10 protein-coding genes are annotated in these 16,503 nt (G+C 60.2%); 5 read left to right on the top strand and 5 right to left on the bottom strand.

Features of this window, described 5'->3' with window-relative positions; translation table 11 throughout:
• The first annotated feature begins 3 nt into the window (after positions 1 to 3).
• Genes WA145_RS07125 through WA145_RS07105 form a run of 5 tightly spaced genes read left to right on the top strand, consistent with a single transcriptional unit; the run spans position 4 to position 5,857 of the window.
• Positions 4 to 945: a DUF58 domain-containing protein gene (locus WA145_RS07125; protein ID WP_422580900.1), complete on the top strand. Its 942-nt coding sequence runs from the start codon at positions 4 to 6 to the stop codon at positions 943 to 945.
• Positions 942 to 1,436, top strand: coding sequence for a DUF4381 domain-containing protein (locus WA145_RS07120; RefSeq protein ID WP_422580899.1), 495 nt, complete (start codon positions 942 to 944; stop codon positions 1,434 to 1,436). Before WA145_RS07125 ends, WA145_RS07120 begins: the two co-directional genes overlap by 4 nt.
• Positions 1,429 to 2,460: a vWA domain-containing protein gene (locus tag WA145_RS07115; protein ID WP_422580898.1), complete on the top strand. Its 1,032-nt coding sequence runs from the start codon at positions 1,429 to 1,431 to the stop codon at positions 2,458 to 2,460. Before WA145_RS07120 ends, WA145_RS07115 begins: the two co-directional genes overlap by 8 nt.
• Positions 2,457 to 4,220, top strand: a complete 1,764-nt coding sequence (locus tag WA145_RS07110) for a VWA domain-containing protein (protein WP_422580897.1) — start codon at positions 2,457 to 2,459, stop codon at positions 4,218 to 4,220. The genes WA145_RS07115 and WA145_RS07110 overlap by 4 nt, the downstream gene beginning before the upstream one ends.
• Positions 4,217 to 5,857, top strand: coding sequence for a BatD family protein (locus tag WA145_RS07105; RefSeq protein WP_422580896.1), 1,641 nt, complete (start codon positions 4,217 to 4,219; stop codon positions 5,855 to 5,857). The genes WA145_RS07110 and WA145_RS07105 overlap by 4 nt, the downstream gene beginning before the upstream one ends.
• A 296-nt stretch (positions 5,858 to 6,153) precedes the next feature.
• On the opposite strand, the gene WA145_RS07100 is transcribed toward WA145_RS07105, so the two are convergent.
• The 5 genes from WA145_RS07100 to pepN form a co-directional block, all read right to left on the bottom strand.
• Positions 6,154 to 8,508 (bottom strand): efflux RND transporter permease subunit, encoded by a 2,355-nt coding sequence (locus tag WA145_RS07100; protein ID WP_422580895.1) that lies wholly within the window; start codon positions 8,506 to 8,508, stop codon positions 6,154 to 6,156.
• Between the two features lie 15 nt (positions 8,509 to 8,523).
• Positions 8,524 to 9,612: a WD40/YVTN/BNR-like repeat-containing protein gene (locus WA145_RS07095; RefSeq protein WP_422580894.1), complete on the bottom strand. Its 1,089-nt coding sequence runs from the start codon at positions 9,610 to 9,612 to the stop codon at positions 8,524 to 8,526.
• A 194-nt stretch (positions 9,613 to 9,806) separates the two neighbouring features.
• Entirely contained in the window at positions 9,807 to 11,177 is a 1,371-nt protein-coding gene (locus WA145_RS07090) for a DUF1329 domain-containing protein (protein ID WP_422580893.1), read from the bottom strand.
• 66 nt (positions 11,178 to 11,243) lie between these two features.
• Complete coding sequence (locus WA145_RS07085; protein ID WP_422580892.1) at positions 11,244 to 13,211, bottom strand: DUF1302 domain-containing protein; 1,968 nt, start codon at positions 13,209 to 13,211, stop codon at positions 11,244 to 11,246.
• Between the two features lie 625 nt (positions 13,212 to 13,836).
• A complete protein-coding gene (pepN, locus tag WA145_RS07080) occupies positions 13,837 to 16,497 on the bottom strand; it encodes an aminopeptidase N (protein WP_422580891.1) in 2,661 nt (886 codons plus the stop codon).
• Positions 16,498 to 16,503 lie beyond the last annotated feature (6 nt).

The following is a 16,503-nucleotide window of genomic DNA, read 5'->3' as shown; positions in this document are numbered from 1 at the left end:
ACCATGCACGAGCAACCCACGCAACCCGGCATTCGCGTCAGCCTCGGTGAACTGATCGAGATGCGCCACCGTGTGCGTGAGGTGCAGCTGTTCTCCACCCCGGCGCGGCGCAGCCCGCTGATTGGTCTGCACCATTCCAAACTGCGCGGGCGCGGCGTGGACTTCGATCAGGTACGCGTCTATCAGCCCGGTGACGATGTGCGCACCATCGACTGGCGGGTTACCGCGCGCACCCAGGAGCCGCACACCAAGCTGTTCCATGAAGAGCGCGAGCGACCGATCTACATCCTGGTCGAGCAGAGCAAGCGGCTGTTCTTCGGTTCCGGGCTGATGTTCAAATCGGTACTCGCCGCCCAGGCCGCCAGCCTGATCGGCTGGGCCGCCCTGGGCCATAACGATCGCATCGGCGGGTTGGTATTTGGCGATCTGGAACACCACGAAATCAAACCACGGCGCAGCAAACAGAGCCTGCTGCAACTGCTCAGCCGCCTGGCCAAGGCCAATCAGGCGCTGAGCAACGACAGCCAGAGCGGCCGCGACAGCTTCGGCCTGGCCCTGCGCCGCGCCCGCGAAGTGCTGCGCCCCGGCAGCCTGGTGGTGATTCTGTGTGATGAGCGCACCTTGAGCGACAGCAGCGAACAGCAGTTGCTGCTGTTGGCACGGCATACCGACCTGCTGCTGCTGCCGCTCTCCGACCCACTCGACCATGCCCTGCCCAATGCCGGCCTGCTGCGCTTTACCGAACACGGCGCGCAGCTGGAACTGGATACCCAGGACGCCGAGTTGCGTCAGGCCTACCGCAGCCTGGCCGATGCGCGCCAGGCGCGCTGGCAGCGCCTGGCACAGAAACTCGGCGTACCGTTGCTGGCCCTGAATACCCAGAGCGAGATGATTGAGCAATTGCGTGAGCACCTGAACGCCCAGCGGCCGAGGAAAGCCCTGTGAACCCTCTGGACCAGCTCGAACCGCTGATCGCCCCTGCGCCAATCAGCTGGTGGCCGCCGGCACCTGGCTGGTGGCTGCTCGCCCTGCTGCTGCCCGTGCTGCTGTGGGCCGCATTCACGCTGCTTAAACGCCTGCCACGCAAGGCTGCCGGGCAGTCGGCCGAAGCGCCGCTTGATCCATTGCGTCAGGCCGCGCTGAACGAACTCGAACGCCTGAGCAAGCCCTATGACGGCGTCGAGGCCGGCCCCTGGCTGCAGCAGCTCAATGCCATCCTCAAACGCCTGTGCCGCGAGCGTTACCCGCAAAGTCACAGCCATATTCTCAGCAGTCGCGCCTGGCTGGCCTTTCTCGACAGCCGCTGCCCCGCCGCCGGCCTGACCCGCTGGATGATCCTGGTGGAAGGCGCCTATCGCCCGCACTGCAGCCTGGATGACAAGGCCATCGCCGGCCTCAACCAAGCCGTGGCGATCTGGATTCGCAAGCATGTTTGAATTCGCCTGGCCCTGGGTCTTCCTTATCGCCCCCCTGCCCTGGCTGCTGCGCGCCTGGCTGCCGCCTGCGGACAGCGGCGAGGCGGCGCTGAAAATCAGCTTTCTGGCCGAACTGGAAGGCTTGAGCGGCCGCCGCGCCCGTGTACGCCTGCCGGCCTTGCGGCAACAGGCACCGTTTGCGCTGATCTGGCTCTTGCTGCTGCTCGCCTGCGCGCGCCCGCAGTGGCTAGGCGAACCACTGCCATTGCCGGCCAGCGGCCGTGATCTGCTGCTGGCGGTGGATGTGTCCGGTTCCATGGATTATTCCGACATGCTCTGGGAAGACCAGGAAGTCAGTCGTCTGACCCTGGTCAAACACCTGCTCGGCGACTTTATCGACGGCCGTCAGGGTGATCGGGTCGGCCTGATTCTGTTCGGCAGCCGCGCCTACCTGCAGTCGCCGCTGACCTTCGACCGGCAGACCGTGCACACCTGGCTGGATGAGGCGCAGAAGAATATCGCCGGACCGCAGACCGCCATCGGCGACGCTATTGGCCTGGCGGTCAAACGCCTGCGTGAACGTCCGGCGCAAAGCCGGGTGCTGGTATTGGTGACCGATGGCGCCAACAACGCCGGTGAAATCGACCCCATGACCGCCGCGCGCCTGGCCGCCGAGGAAGGCATCACCATTTACCCCATCGGCATCGGCGCCGACCCTGAACAGGGCGGCGTGCTCGGCATGCTCGGCTTCAACCCTGGTATCGACCTGGACGAACCGAGCCTGCGCGCGATTGCCGAGGCCACTGGCGGCGAATACTTCCGCGCCCGCGACAGTGAAGAGCTGCAAGCCATCGAAGCGACCCTCGACCGCCTGGAGCCGGTGGCGCAGAAGCCGACCCTGGCGCGGCCAACCCTGCCCCTCTATCCCTGGCCACTGGGCCTGGCCCTGCTGCTCAGCCTGCTGCTGGTCAGCCAGACACTCTGGCCGAACCTGCAGCAACGCTGGCGCAATCAGCTGACACGGCGACGGGGGAAACCGTCATGAATGAACTGACCAACCTCTGGCCACACTGGCAACGTCCGTTATGGCTGCTGCTGATTCCGCTACTGGGCATTCTGCTCTGGCAACTCTGGCACCGGGAAAAACGCAGCGGCCGCTGGCAGGCTCTGCTGCCGGCCGCCTTCCAGGCCGCGCTGCTGACCGCCAGCAGCGGGCGCAACAGCCGCTTGCCCTGGCTGGCCCTCGGCCTGGCCTGGCTGCTGGCATTGCTGGCGCTGCTCGGGCCAAGCTGGCAACGCATTGAGCAGCAGAACCCCAAGCCGGCCGACCCGCTGGTGGTGCTGCTCGAACTGACCCCGGAAATGCTCGCCAGCGATGCCTCGCCCAATCGCCTGGCCCAGGCCAAGCGCAAGCTGCTCGACCTGCTGGAAGCGCGCCAGGATGCGCAAACCGCCATCGTCGTCTATGCCGGCAGCGCCCATACCCTGGTGCCGCTGTCCGATGACCTGGCCACCAGCCGCAACCTGCTCGATGTGCTGAGCCCCGAGATCATGCCGGAGCCGGGCAAGCGCGCCGACCTGGCCGTGATCAAGGCTCTGCAACTGCTCGAACAGGGCGCCCAGGGCAATGGTCGTCTGCTGCTGCTGACCAGCAGCCTCGATGAAGCGCAACGCCAGGCCATCAGCCAGGCCCTTGGCTGGCGTGGCGAGCGCCTGCGTATTCTCGGTATTGGCAGTACCCAGGGTGCGCCGATCATTCAGGAGGATGGCTCGTTCCTCAAGGATGCCCAGGGCAGCATCCTGCTGCCGCGCCTGGACAGTAACGGCCTCAAGCGCTTTGCCGATGAGCTGGGCGGTCAGTATCAGGGCGTGACCTTGGATGAACGCGACCTGCGCAACCTGAGCCTGCTCGATGCACCGCAACAGCTGCGCCGCGACGGCGAGCTGACCCGCCTGCAAGCCTGGGCCGACCAGAGCCACTGGTTACTGCTGCCGCTGTTGTTGCTCGCCGCCTGCGCCGCCCGTCGCGGCTGGCTGCTGTGCCTGCCGCTGTTGCTGCTGAGCCTGCCGCAGAGCAGCTACGCCTTCAGCTTCGACGACCTCTGGCTGCGCGCCGACCAGCAAGGTCAGCGCCTGCTTGAGGCGCAACAACCGGCGGCGGCCGCGCAGCGTTTCAACGATCCGCGCTGGCAGGGCCAGGCGCTCTACCAGGCTGGCGATTACGCCGCGGCCGCCGAACGCTTCGCCAATGGCGACAGCGCCAGCGACCACTACAACCGTGGCAACGCCCTGGCGCGTAGCAATGAACTGGAAGCCGCCGTGGATGCCTACACCCAGGCGCTGGAGTTGCAACCCGACTTGGCCCAGGCACAAAAGAACAAAGCCCTGGTCGAACAACTGCTGCGCCAGAACCAACAGCAACAACAGCAGAATCAAAGCGACAATCCACAAGAACCCAACGAGCCGCAGAATCAGCCCAGCAGCCAGCCGCAGACAGGGCAGTCCGATCCAAGTGCCCGGCAGCAGGCCGAGCAAGCGCCGGCCAAACCATCGGAGCCTGAAGATAAGGGTGAGGGTGAAAAACCTGCACAGCCTGGCGCCGACGAAGACGCGCAGACACCGCCACCGCCCCCAGAGGAAGACAACAGCGGTGAAGAACAGATCGCCAGCGCCGAGCCGGCCCTCGACGGCGAACGGCGCCAGGCATTGGAACAATGGCTGCGGCAGATCCCCGACGATCCGGGCGAGCTGTTGCGGCGTAAATTCAGGCTGGAACAACAACAGCGCCAGGAACAACTGCAATGAGCCGACTGCTCTGTACCCTTCTGCTTGGTTTGCTGGCCCTGAACGCCAGCGCGCAAAGCCTGAACGCCAGCGTCGATCGCACCCGCCTGGATGCCGGCGAGAGCGTTGAGCTGACCCTGGAGTCGGATGACGCCACGCTGTTCGGCAAACCCGATCTGCAGCCGCTCAATGAGCTGTTCGAGGTGCTCGGCACCCGCCAGGTCAACCGCCTGACCAGCGGCAGCACAGGCGCCCAGGCCAGCACCCGCTGGATCGTCACCCTGCAACCCAAGCACAGCGGTTATGTGGTGATACCGCCGCTCACGCTCGGCCAGCTGCAAAGCGAACCGATCACCCTGCACGTACAGCAGGCCGCCAGCGCCGCTGACAGCCGCCTGGCCCCGGTGTTTATCGACGCCAGCCTGGACCAGGAAAGCGTCTACGTGCAGGCGCAAACCGTGCTGACGCTGCGCATTTACCACTCCGTTTCGCTGTACGACGACAGCAGCCTGACCCAACTGGACATGCCCCAAGCTCGCGTTGAAGCGCTCGGCGAGCCGCGCACCTACGAGAAAGACATCAACGGCGTGCGCCATGGCGTGATCGAGCTGCGTTACGCAATCTTCCCCCAGGAAAGTGGCGAACTGCTGATCCCTTCGCAGGCCTTTACCGCCACTGCGGTTGATCGCTCCGCCAGCAATGCTTACAACCCATTCGGCCCACGCCCAGGCAAGGTGGTGCGGGTCCGCTCGCCGGAAATCCCGCTCACGGTAAAAGCCAAGCCGACCAGCTACCCGGCCGACGCCCCCTGGCTGCCGGCGCGCGCGCTAAGCCTGAGCGAAGTCTGGAGCCCGCAGCCGGAAACCGCCCGCGTCGGTGACTCGCTGACCCGCAGCCTGCTGCTCAAGGTCGAAGGCCTGGCCAGCGCACAACTGCCGCCCTTGCCGGCGACCCAGGTGGCCGGCCTGCGCCGTTACCCCGATCAGCCGCAACTGGCCAACCAGGCCAGTGACAACGGGCTGGTGGCCAGCCGTGAAGAGCGCGAGGCGCTGGTGGCCAACCGTGAAGGCGAAATTACCCTGCCGGCAATCGAGGTGCTGTGGTGGAATACCACGACCGATCGGCTGGAACGCAGCAGCCTGCCCGCGCGCAACCTGCAGGTGGCCGCCAACCCGAATCTGGAAACCCTGCCGGTTGAGGCCGCCCGCCCTGCAGTTAGCCAGGCCGCCGACGTACAACTCTGGCCCTGGCAACTCAGCACCGCACTGCTGAGCCTGACCACCCTGCTCGGCTTTATCCTGTGGTGGCGCGCGCGCCGTCAGCCGGCGGTATTGCCCAGCCAGCAGAGCGGCCCCAGCCCACGCAACCTGCTTGATGATCTCAAACGCAGCTGCCTGGCCAACGATTCACAGGCTACTCGCCATGCACTGGACGCCTGGGCCCGTCAGCAACCGGAAACCCTGGCCGATATGGCCGCACGCTTTACCCCGCTGTCCGATGCTCTCGACGGCCTGAATGGCGCGCTCTACAGCGAAAGCGGCCAGCACTGGCAAGGCCGCAACCTGTGGCTGGCGATTCGCAGCCTGCCCGCCGTAGAAGACCTTGAGAGCACCGCCAACCCCGATACCAGCGCCCTGCCGCCGCTGTACCCGCGCTAGCCGCGGGCATCGGCAAGTGAAACTCCAGCAGTGTGGCTTAGTGACAGACCCTGGGGTTGAGCCACAACAGCGCAACTGTCCTGCCACCTAACCCACCAAGCGGTTAGCGCTTTACCCCGAACAATGGGTTACACGTCAGCCACGTAAGAGCGGACTTGTCGGCAAAGCTGTTGAAGTCTTACGCAATTCGCGGGTAAGCCCGCTCCTACAAAAGCCCGCTGCAGAGCAAATCAATATGCAATAAAAAACCGCGACCCAAGGGCCGCGGTTTTTCGTGTGGCTACTGCGTATCAGGCTTAGCCCTTGTTACGCAGCTTCTCCGGGTTGATCAGGAAGCGGGCCAGTGCAGGCAGCAGCCAGATCGCGCCGATCATGTTCCAGAGGAACATAAAGGTCAGCATCAGGCCCATGTCGGCCTGGAACTTGATCGCCGAGAAGATCCAAGTGGCTACGCCGATTGCCAGGCAGACGCCGGTGAACAGTACCGCTTTACCGGTCGACTTGAGGGTCTCGTAGTAGGCGTCCTGCAGCGACATACCCTGACGCAGATAGGTCTCCAAGCGGCTGTAGATATAAATGCCGTAGTCGACACCGATACCCACACCCAGGGCGATTACCGGCAGAGTCGCCACCTTCACGCCGATGCCCATAAAGGCCATCAGGGCGTTACCCAGTACCGATGTCAGTACCAGCGGCAGCATTACGCACAGCGTCGCCGCGAAGGAACGGAAGGTCAGCAGACACATGATGCCGACTGCGGCATACACCGCCAGCAGCATGGTGGTCTCGGACTTGGCGATCACTTCGTTGGTAGCCGCTTCGATACCCGCGTTACCGGCTGCCAGGATGAACTCCAGGCCGTCCTTGTTGTTTTCCTTGGCAAAGTCTTCGGCCACTTTGACCGCACGCGACAGGGTTTCCGCCTTGTGGTCAGTGAGGAACACCAGCAGCGGCGCCACCGAGCAATCGCCGTTGTACAGGCCGTCGGCCCGGGCAATGGAGTTGTTCAGCACGTCCTGGTTACGCGACAGGGTTTCCCATTTCAGGTTGCCCTCGTTCATGCCCTTGATCACCTGACGCGACACGGTGACCATGGAAATGGCCGACTGCACGCCTTCGGTGTTCTCCATCTTCCACATCAACTCATCCATGGCCGACAGCGTCGGGTAAGTCGAGCAGCCTTCAGCCGCCGTCTTGACCATGATCACCAGTACATCGGAGCTGGTGGAGTAGTTGCGGATGACGAAATCGTTATCCAGGTTGTAGCGCGAATCCGGATGCAGCTCAGGCGCGCCCTGATCGAGGTCACCGATCTTCAGGTTCTGCCCGTACCACACGCCGCCCGCCAGTGCCGCGACCGCAACCACCACGGAAATCGGGGCGACCATCGGGTGCGCACAGTTGGAGATAAAGCGCCAGAACGGATGCTCCTTGTCGGCTTCTTCGCGGCTGATCTTCACCGCCTTCTTGCTGATACCGACATAGGAAATCATCACCGGCAGCAGAATCAGGTTGGTCAGAATGATCACCGCCACACCCATGGATGCGCCGATGGCCAGCTCACGGATCACGCCGATATCGATCAGCAGCAGGGTGATAAAACCCACGGCATCCGACAGCAGCGCCACCAGACCTGGAATAAACAACTGACGGAAGGCCATGCGCGCGGCGGACAGCGAATCGGTCGCCTCCCCCGAAGCCATGGCAATGCCGTTGATCTTCTGCACTCCGTGGGAAATACCGATGGCGAAGACCAGAAACGGTACCAGCATCGAGTACGGATCGAGCCCGAAGCCCAGGGTGTGCAGCAAGCCCAGCTGCCAAACCACCGCGATCAAGGTGGTCAGCACCACTGCCAGGGTGCTCTTGAAGCAGTGGGTGAACCACAGCAACAGCACGAAGGTGATGGCAATTGCCACGGCAAAGAACAGCGCCACGCCCATCAGACCATCGATCAGGTCGCCGACTTTCTTGGCGAAGCCAATGATATGGATTTTGACGTTGGGGTTCTGCGCCTGGTACTTCTCGCGGATCTTCTCTTCCAGCTCGTGGGAGAACTTCTGATAATCCAGCGGGATCTGCTTGCTCTGATCGTTGGGGTCGGCATAGGTCTCCAGCAACGGCAAATCGACGATGCTCGACTTGAAGTTGTTGGCCACCAGACGGCCAATCTGCCCGGATTTGAGGATGTTGCTGCGCAGCTCTTCGAGGCTTTCGGAAGAACCGTCGTAGGTTTGCGGAATCACTTCACCGCCGGCAAAACCTTCTTCAGTCACTTCGGTCCAGCGTACGCTTGGGCTCCACAGCGACTTCAGGCCGGAACGGTCGACCCCCGGAATATAAAAGGCTTCGTCGTTGATCTGACGCAGCGTCTCCATGTATTCCTTGCTGAAGATATCGCCATCCACCGCTTCCACCGAGATACGCACGGTGTTGCCTAGGTTCGCCAGGTCATTGCGGTGTTCGAGCATCTTCTGAATATACGGATGCCCCAGCGGAATCATCTTCTCGAAACTGGTTTGCGGACGCACCTGCGCCGCCTGGAAGAACAGAAACAGACTGATCAACAGGCACAGCAGAATCACGGCCGGGCGATTGTTGAAGATCAACCGCTCCAGGAAGGAGGCAGGTTGTTGTTGATGCTTACTCATGCAAAGGCTCCCGGCTTATTGTTGTTGGCCCAGATCGGCGCCAGTAGGCGCAGCAGCGTGAACGCCGCCCTGCCCTACCAGAATCAGATTGCCGTTTTCCATTGCTGCAACGCCTGCCAGCGAAAGCCGATCGGCACGATTGGTCACACTGAAATTGCGGCCGTTGTCGGTACTCTTAAGTACGGTACCGCCATGCCCAACCACCACAATGGAACCGTCGGGCAAACGATTGCCGTCAGCCAGACCAAATTCCAGAGGACCATTGTTGGGCGTGTTTAGGCTGATCGCCTGCCAGGTCGTACCGAAGTCTGCCGAACGGAACAGATGCCCACGCAGGCCATAGACCAGCAACGTACCGGCTTCATCAGTGCCCAGGGCACCAAATAGGGAGCCCTCGTAAGGGCCTTCCAGGGTTTCCCAGGTCTGTCCCCAGTCAGCGGAACGGAACATCGCACCCTGCTCACCGACAATAAACAGGCCAGAGTCTTTGACTTCGACAATGGCATTGAGGTGGAAGGCGTCTTCGTTGCTCATGCGCTCGCTGACATCTGCCCAGTTAGCGCCACCGTCGGTGGTTTCCAACAGTGCACCGTAGGCACCGACGGCATAACCGTTGTTGCGGTCCTTGAACCATACATCCAGCAGCGGCGCTTCACGCTCAAGGTCTTCGAACTGCTTGACCCAGGTGGCGCCGCCATCGCTGCTGGCGAGAATCTGCGCGTCATGACCCACAGCCCAACCATGGCTGTCGTCGATAAAGAACACGGCCGTGAGCATCTGCTTGGTCGGCACCTTGGCCTGAACCCAGCTTGCGCCGTTGTCATCGGAGTAGAGGATATGTCCACGATCACCGACGGTGACCAGGCGTTTGCCCAGGCTGGCAACATCCAGCAGCAGACTTTGATGAGCTTTGGCAGAGCTGACCGAGTAATGACTGGCGTCATCGCTGGCAGCCTGCAATGGCACACTGCTAAACATCAGCACGGATAGCACACTGCACAGCGACAGCGCTTTGGCTATCGGTGAGTGGACGCGGAGCGCCGGTGCGCGGGACGTTCCCTCAACACGACCGGCCTGGGTGCGCCGCATGACGGGCTCACTCATATACCTTCCCCCTTATTCTTATAGATAGCACTACCCTTATAGCAGTGCGCCTATCCTACTGAGCTTTCAAAAGGCCTGACAATCGGCACGACGTTATGTTTTGTTAAACCCGCCGCCTACCATGCCCTGTTTGACTGACAAATAGCAAAAGGCCGCTACAACAGTAGCGGCCTTTTGCTCAAGCCACACGTGAATTAACGCGTACCACGGCGACGCAGCGCAGCCGGCTTGAAGTAACCGTCAACCGGCACAGCCTGGCTGAAATCGATGGTGCTGGATTCTTCGTTATCCAGGTTCTGCACATGGTAACGACGGGCCTGCAGATCATGGAAGCTATCCAGCGCGGACCAGGTGGTCGGCAGGTCGTAGTAGTTCTTCAGGTAAGCGATCGAAACGCGCCACAGCTCGCCACGACCGTCGTACTGGTCAACCACTGCGGCTTGCCAGCTGTCCTCGTCGAGGAACAGGGTGCGCTTGGAGTAGATATGGCGAGCGTCAGACTTCAGCGTGCCCTCAACGACCCACACGCGGTGCAGCTCGTTGCGGGTGAAGGCCGGGTTCAAGTGACCGACCTGCAGCAGGTCCTCGTACTTAACCTCAGGGCTGGAGACCTTATAGCTGTTGTAAGGAATGTAGATTTCCTTCTTGCCCACCAGCTTCCAGTCATAACGGTCTGGCGAGCCGTTGATCATGTCGGTGTCGTCTGCAGTGCGCAGGCCGTCAGCGGCAGCGATCGGCGTGTCATAGGCCAGGTTCGGCGCACGCCGTACGCGACGCTGACCGGCGTTGTAGCCCCAGGCCTGACGCGGCTCTTTGACCTGATCCAGGGTTTCGTGCACCAGCACCGCACCACCCGCCAGACGCGCCGGGCTCTTGGTGAAGGACAGGTAGTAGAACATGATGTTGTTCAGGTCGGCGGCAGTGCCTTTCGGGTTGTAGAACTTGAACAGGGCTTCCTGCTGCGAAGTCACCAGCGAGTAGCTGCCGTTACGCTGCACGGCCACTTCCGAAGCGCGGCGCACGATGTAAGTACCGCGGTAGCGGGCGATATGGTTCCACAGCGCCTCCACACCATTTTGCGGAATCGGGAACGGGATGCCGCCGTAGGCGTCGGAGAAGCCGTTTCCGCCGTCGAGCAGCTTGGCCGTGCTGGCGTTCTTGATGCTGTTGTCATACACCCACTGCGGCGCAGAACCGGAGCGACGGGTCTGGTAGACCGGCATCTGGTAGCTGTTCGGGTAGGTATTGAACAGGGCAATCTGACCTGGGGTCAGGTTGTCCTGGTACTGATCCAGATTGGCCTTGGTGATGGTAAACAGCGGCTTGTCATCAGCAAATGGATCCGGATGGTGCTGGCCCGGGGTCTTATAAGCCGCCGGCGCCTGAGTGATACCACCGCGCCACTCAGGAATGGTACCAGCCGCGTTGGCGGCTTGCTCGGCACCGAACGGGGTGAGACTGGCGCCCAACTTGGCCGCTTCCGTAGGCGCAACTGCAGCCAGCGCGCTGCCAGCGGACAGTGCCAGCGCAATGGCAGCCCCCATCAGCGTATGCGTGTTCAGCATCTTGATTCTCCGTGAAATAAGTCAGCCACCGAGTGTCCGCAGGCACTCGATATGTTCCAGTTATGTTTAGAAGGAATACTTGACGTTCAGACCGATATTGTCGCGATCTGTCCCCGAGTTGTTCTGCCCCGCGCCATAAAATTCGGTGTACTGAACTTCAGCCTCGAGACTGTTCAGGTAACTCGCACGCATACCCAGGGTATACGCCTGACGCCCCTCAATAAAGTTACCAGTTTGATGCGAATTGCCTTCAACATCATGCTTGTACACCGCGAACGGTGACAGATTCACCCCGGCATAGACATCGTTCCAGGTGCCGGAAAGAACCAGGGTGTAGCCATAAGCGTTTTTATTGATTTGGTCATCGCGGCCATAGCCAGATACATAAGAGCCATTTGCACGGCCGGCATAGTAACGGTTCGTACCGTCATATGCAGTAAACTGCAGACTATCACCGCGAACATGCTCAGAAGCCAATTCAGCCACACCAAACAGCGAATCAAAATTCAACATCGGACCAAAATTGTAGATAGTGCCAAGTGATGTATTGAACGCTTCGACACGGGTAGCGTTATGAATCTCATCGGTAATCACTACATCCTGACCACCGATATTCACGGTACGACCGTCGGCCAACAGAGCCGCCTGAGCCAATAGATCGCCGAGAAGGTCATTGGTAGAAGCGATACCAACAGGCATATTCGGACGATAAGACAACTCACCGAATACCGACGCCTCAGCAATCGTAGTATTGAAACTCAAGCCGTACATGCGAATATCTTCGGCATACTCACGGCGAGCATTAACCTGATTCGCCACATCGACTGCCGATGCGCCGTTAACCAGGCCAAGAACTTGTTCAGCAAGCGAGTTACCAAGGGCATCGGCAGCAACCAAGTCGTCGTAGCTGGAAAAGCCACCGAGCCCAGCGAGCTGATCAATGTCCAACCCTGCATAACTGCGATTCAGGTCTGCATATATGGTTGGTTCTTTAGAATGGTAATTAACGAAAAAGAATCCGAACTCAGTAGCGTTTAGCGCTTCAGCAATGTAGCGAAACGAAATGCCAAACTGACCGTCATTTTTGGCATTGATATCCGAAGCGATGCGAGCAACCTTGAACACACCATTAGCGTCCAGGTATTCAGTACCCTGCAGCCCAGCGAAATTACTGTTGGCCAGAGCCGGGTAAAGCGACTGGAACGTAGGGCTACTGAGCGCAGCGACTGTTGTGTAGGCAGTACGACCACCCTCTGCGAACAGATCGGTTTCCGAGAAGAAAGTACCAACCGGGTCAATGGTCGTTTCTTTCCAGTTCCACTGGTAGAAGGCTTCCATCGAGAGGTTATCGCTCAACCCAATATTTAAGTTAAATGCTTCAACCGGAACCAGCACCTCTTTCAGCTCAGCCCCCGGCAGGCGGAATTTACCGGCATCGACAGGATTGGTAGTGTTGATACCGCCACGGTAGAACAAGCCTTCGCCCCAGTTGAATACCTGGCGGCCCACACGCGCCGTCACCGGCATATCGGCCACATCCCAATTGCCATAAACATAAGCATCGAGAATTTCTGCATTGCGACCGGCCGCGTGGCGAGTGTCATAGGTGAAACTATTCGGCCGCGGCGGATGCTGATTTGGCTGAGACGGATTGTTATTGCTCAGATAGTCGTTGCGCTTATCCATAATCTGGGTGTCATAGAAAGCACTGCCGCGAATAAACGCCCCATAGTTCTGGTAGGTCACTTCCAAGTCAGTGGTGAGCTTGAACACTTCTGATACCAGACCAGTATCGAAATTGCGATTACCGTCATTGGTATTTATGTCATTCTTGGTCTTGTCGCGACCCTGGACACGCCAGAGCTGGCCATAAGACACGGTAGTATCGATTGAGCCGCTGATTTCATCAGCAGCGAAGCTGAACTCTACAGCTTGAGCTTGAATCGCGAATAGCAAAGGCAGAATACCAGCCAGGGTAAAACCGGCAGCAGCCGGCGCAAAGCCCAGTAAAGGGTTACGGTATTTAATTCCCATTGAGACTTTACTCCGTGGACAACTATTTTTTATTTGGCATGCCCATGCACTGGCATACAGCTAAGCCACAGCAGACGGCAACTTTAAGGGTTGATTGAGGGCTTATTCCAAAAACAGCACTCGTCATTCAGCCACAAGCGCGCCGCCGGGCGCTGAATCTGACTCTGTCACTGCAACCATGGTGCCAATTCAAACGAATATATAAAAAATCACTCAGCCCACTATAAAAACCAAACCACCATATTGTGACCAGCCATTCGCATACCCGGTAAAAGGTAACAATGCTGTTTTTATCTTTTTTTGTCCTAGCATCTGGCGCAATCCGCTACCACCCGCAGAATAGAGCACCCTGTTAGTTCAAAACAATCAGGCAAGGTCAAGTCCAGTCGCTCAACTGGCACGGCTTAAACTTTACGCAGAATCAGCCGAGTAACACTCAAAGCGTTACCCGAATAAACCGGGTAACACTTTCGAGCAGAGGCAATAGCCAGGCGAGGCATTTACCACCCTATGCATTGCACATAGGTCAGTAGGCTCGGTCTTAAGTATTAGCAGGCTGTTCAAAAAACTACCCAATACTCTATGTGAGGGGGCGGTAGTACTCCACCGCGTTACCGCCCACCCATTAACCAGCCAGGCTCTTGCTGACCACTTCATAGACGTCGCTGGACAGTTCACCCGAGACCAGGATGCGCTGCAATTGCGCTTTCATCTGTGCCTGGCGGGTGTTGCCGTATTTGGCCCAGCGAGTCAGCGGCGCCAGCAAGCGCGAAGCGATCTGTGGGTTCAGGGCATTCAGGGTAATCACCTGATCGGCGAGGAAGCGGTAACCGCTGCCATCGGCCTGGTGGAAGCCCAGCAGGTTCTGCCCAGCAAAGGCACCAATCAAGGCACGCACCTTGTTCGGATTCTTTAAGGTAAAGGCCGGGTGCTGCATCAGCTGCTCAACGCGCTGCAGCGCGCCAGGCAAGGCGCAAGCGGCCTGTACGCTGAACCACTGATCCATGACCAGTGGGTTGTCCTTGAAGAAATCGGCGAAGCTAGCCAGGGCAGCGGCCTTCTCGGTCTCGAACGGCGAATTGACCAGCACCGCCAACGCCGCCAGCTGCTCGGTCATATTGTCGGCGTTATCGAACTGCTCCAGGCAGACCGCCAACACCTCGGCCTTGCCGCTGAGCATCAGGTAGGACAACGCAATGTTCTGCAGGCTGCGCCGGGCGAAGTGCTCGGCCTCGGCCACATAGGCGCTGGCACGGGAAACCGCGCGGTTGCGCTGGTAACGCTGCCACAGCAGATCGAACAGCGCATCGGCCAGCTGCTTACGGGCAAACTCACGGGCGGCGTGGATGGCTTCGACATCGGCCACTGCGCTGATTTCCGTCAGATAAGCCTCGCCAGGCAGCGAGAGCATTTCGGCGACCATGGCCTGATCCAGCGAGTCATCGGCCAGCAGCGTACGGCAGGCCTCGACCAGGCGCTGATCCAGGGCCAACGGCTCGCCACGCTGATGTTGGCCAATCAACTCCTGCAGCACCTGCACCGACAATTGCTGCCCCGCCTCCCAGCGGTTGAAGCCATCGCTGTCGTGCTGCATAAGGAACATCAACTGATCACGGCTGTAAGGGAAGCTCAGCTTGACCGGCGCGGAGAAGCCGCGCAGCAAGGACGGCAGCGGCTTTTCCGCCAGATTGACAAAGGTGAACGCCTGCTCGGCTTCGCTCACCTGCAACACGCGGGAAAGCCCGCCCGCAGCATCTTCGCCGACCAGTTGCAGCGGCAGTTCAAGGCCCTGAGCATCGAGCAAGGCCAGCTCTACAGGAATAACAAACGGCTGTTTCTCGGCCTGCCCTGGTGTGGCTGGGCAGCTCTGGCGAAAGTGCAGGCGGTAACTGTTGGCTGCCGCGTCGTAGCTTTCAGTGACGTCCAGACGCGGCGTGCCAGCCTGGCTGTACCAGCGTTTGAACTGGCTCAGGTCGATGCCATTGGCCTCTTCCATCGCGCGGATAAAGTCGTCACAGGTCACCGCCTGACCGTCGTGGCGGGCGAAGTACAAATCACTGCCTTTGCGGAAGCCCTCGGCGCCGACCAGGGTGCGGATCATGCGCACCACTTCCGAGCCCTTCTCGTACACCGTCAGGGTGTAGAAGTTGGAGATTTCCATAAAGGCATCCGGGCGTACCGGGTGGGCCATGGGGCCGGCATCTTCGGCGAACTGGTGGGTGCGCAGGTAGGCCACGTCCTCGATGCGTTTGACCGTGCGCGAATGCATGTCGGCGCTGAACTCGGCATCGCGGAATACGGTAAAGCCTTCTTTCAACGACAGCTGGAACCAGTCGCGGCAGGTCACGCGGTTGCCCGACCAGTTGTGGAAGTATTCGTGGGCCACTACCGCTTCCACGCGCTGGTGGGCGGCATCGGTGGCGGTTTCGGCCTTGGCCAGTACGCAGCTGGAGTTGAAGATATTCAGGCCCTTGTTTTCCATGGCGCCCATATTGAAGTCGTTGACCGCAACGATCATAAAGATGTCCAGGTCGTACTCGCGGCCGTACACCTCCTCGTCCCACTTCATGGATTTTTTCAGGCTGTCCATGGCGTGCTGGCATTTGTCGATGTTTTCCGGCTCGACATAGATGCGCAGCGCCACTTCACGCTGGCTCATGGTGGTGAAGCTGTCTTCCACACACCAGAGGTCACCGGCGACCAGGGCGAACAGGTAAGCCGGCTTCATAAAGGGGTCTTCCCAGGTTGCCCAGTGCCGACCGCCTTCCTCCTGGCCGCTGGCAATCGGATTGCCGTTGGACAGCAGCACCGGGTAGTCATGCTGCGCCGCGCTGAGGGTGGTGGTGAACTTGCTCATCACGTCCGGGCGGTCGAGGTAATAGGTAATCTTGCGGAAACCCTCGGCCTCGCACTGGGTACAGAACATGCCGCCGGATTTGTACAGGCCCTCCAGCGCGGTATTGCTTTCCGGGTGGATGCGTACGCTGCTGTCGATCACGAAGCTGGTGCTCGTGGGCTGCACGGTCAGGTGGCTGTCCGTCAGTTGGTAGTCGGTGGCGCTCAGCTCGCGGTCGTCGAGGGCCACGCTGAGCAGTTCCAGCTGCTGACCGTCCAGCACCAGCGGCGGCAGGCCGCTGCCGGCCGCCGGGTTGCGGCGCATCACCAGTTGCGCATGCACCAGGCTGTGGTCCTCGAACAACTCGAAGGTCAGGTGCGTTTCATCGATCAGATAATCCGGAACCTGGTAGTCCTTGAGGTAGATCATCTTCGGCTGTTCGGTGCGCATGGCTTG

The sequence above is a fragment of the Pseudomonas sp. genome (genome assembly GCF_049301935.1).
Lineage (GTDB): Bacteria > Pseudomonadota > Gammaproteobacteria > Pseudomonadales > Pseudomonadaceae > Aquipseudomonas.
Note: the sequence above shows the minus strand (reverse complement) of the source record. Positions and strands in the feature narration are given on the sequence as shown.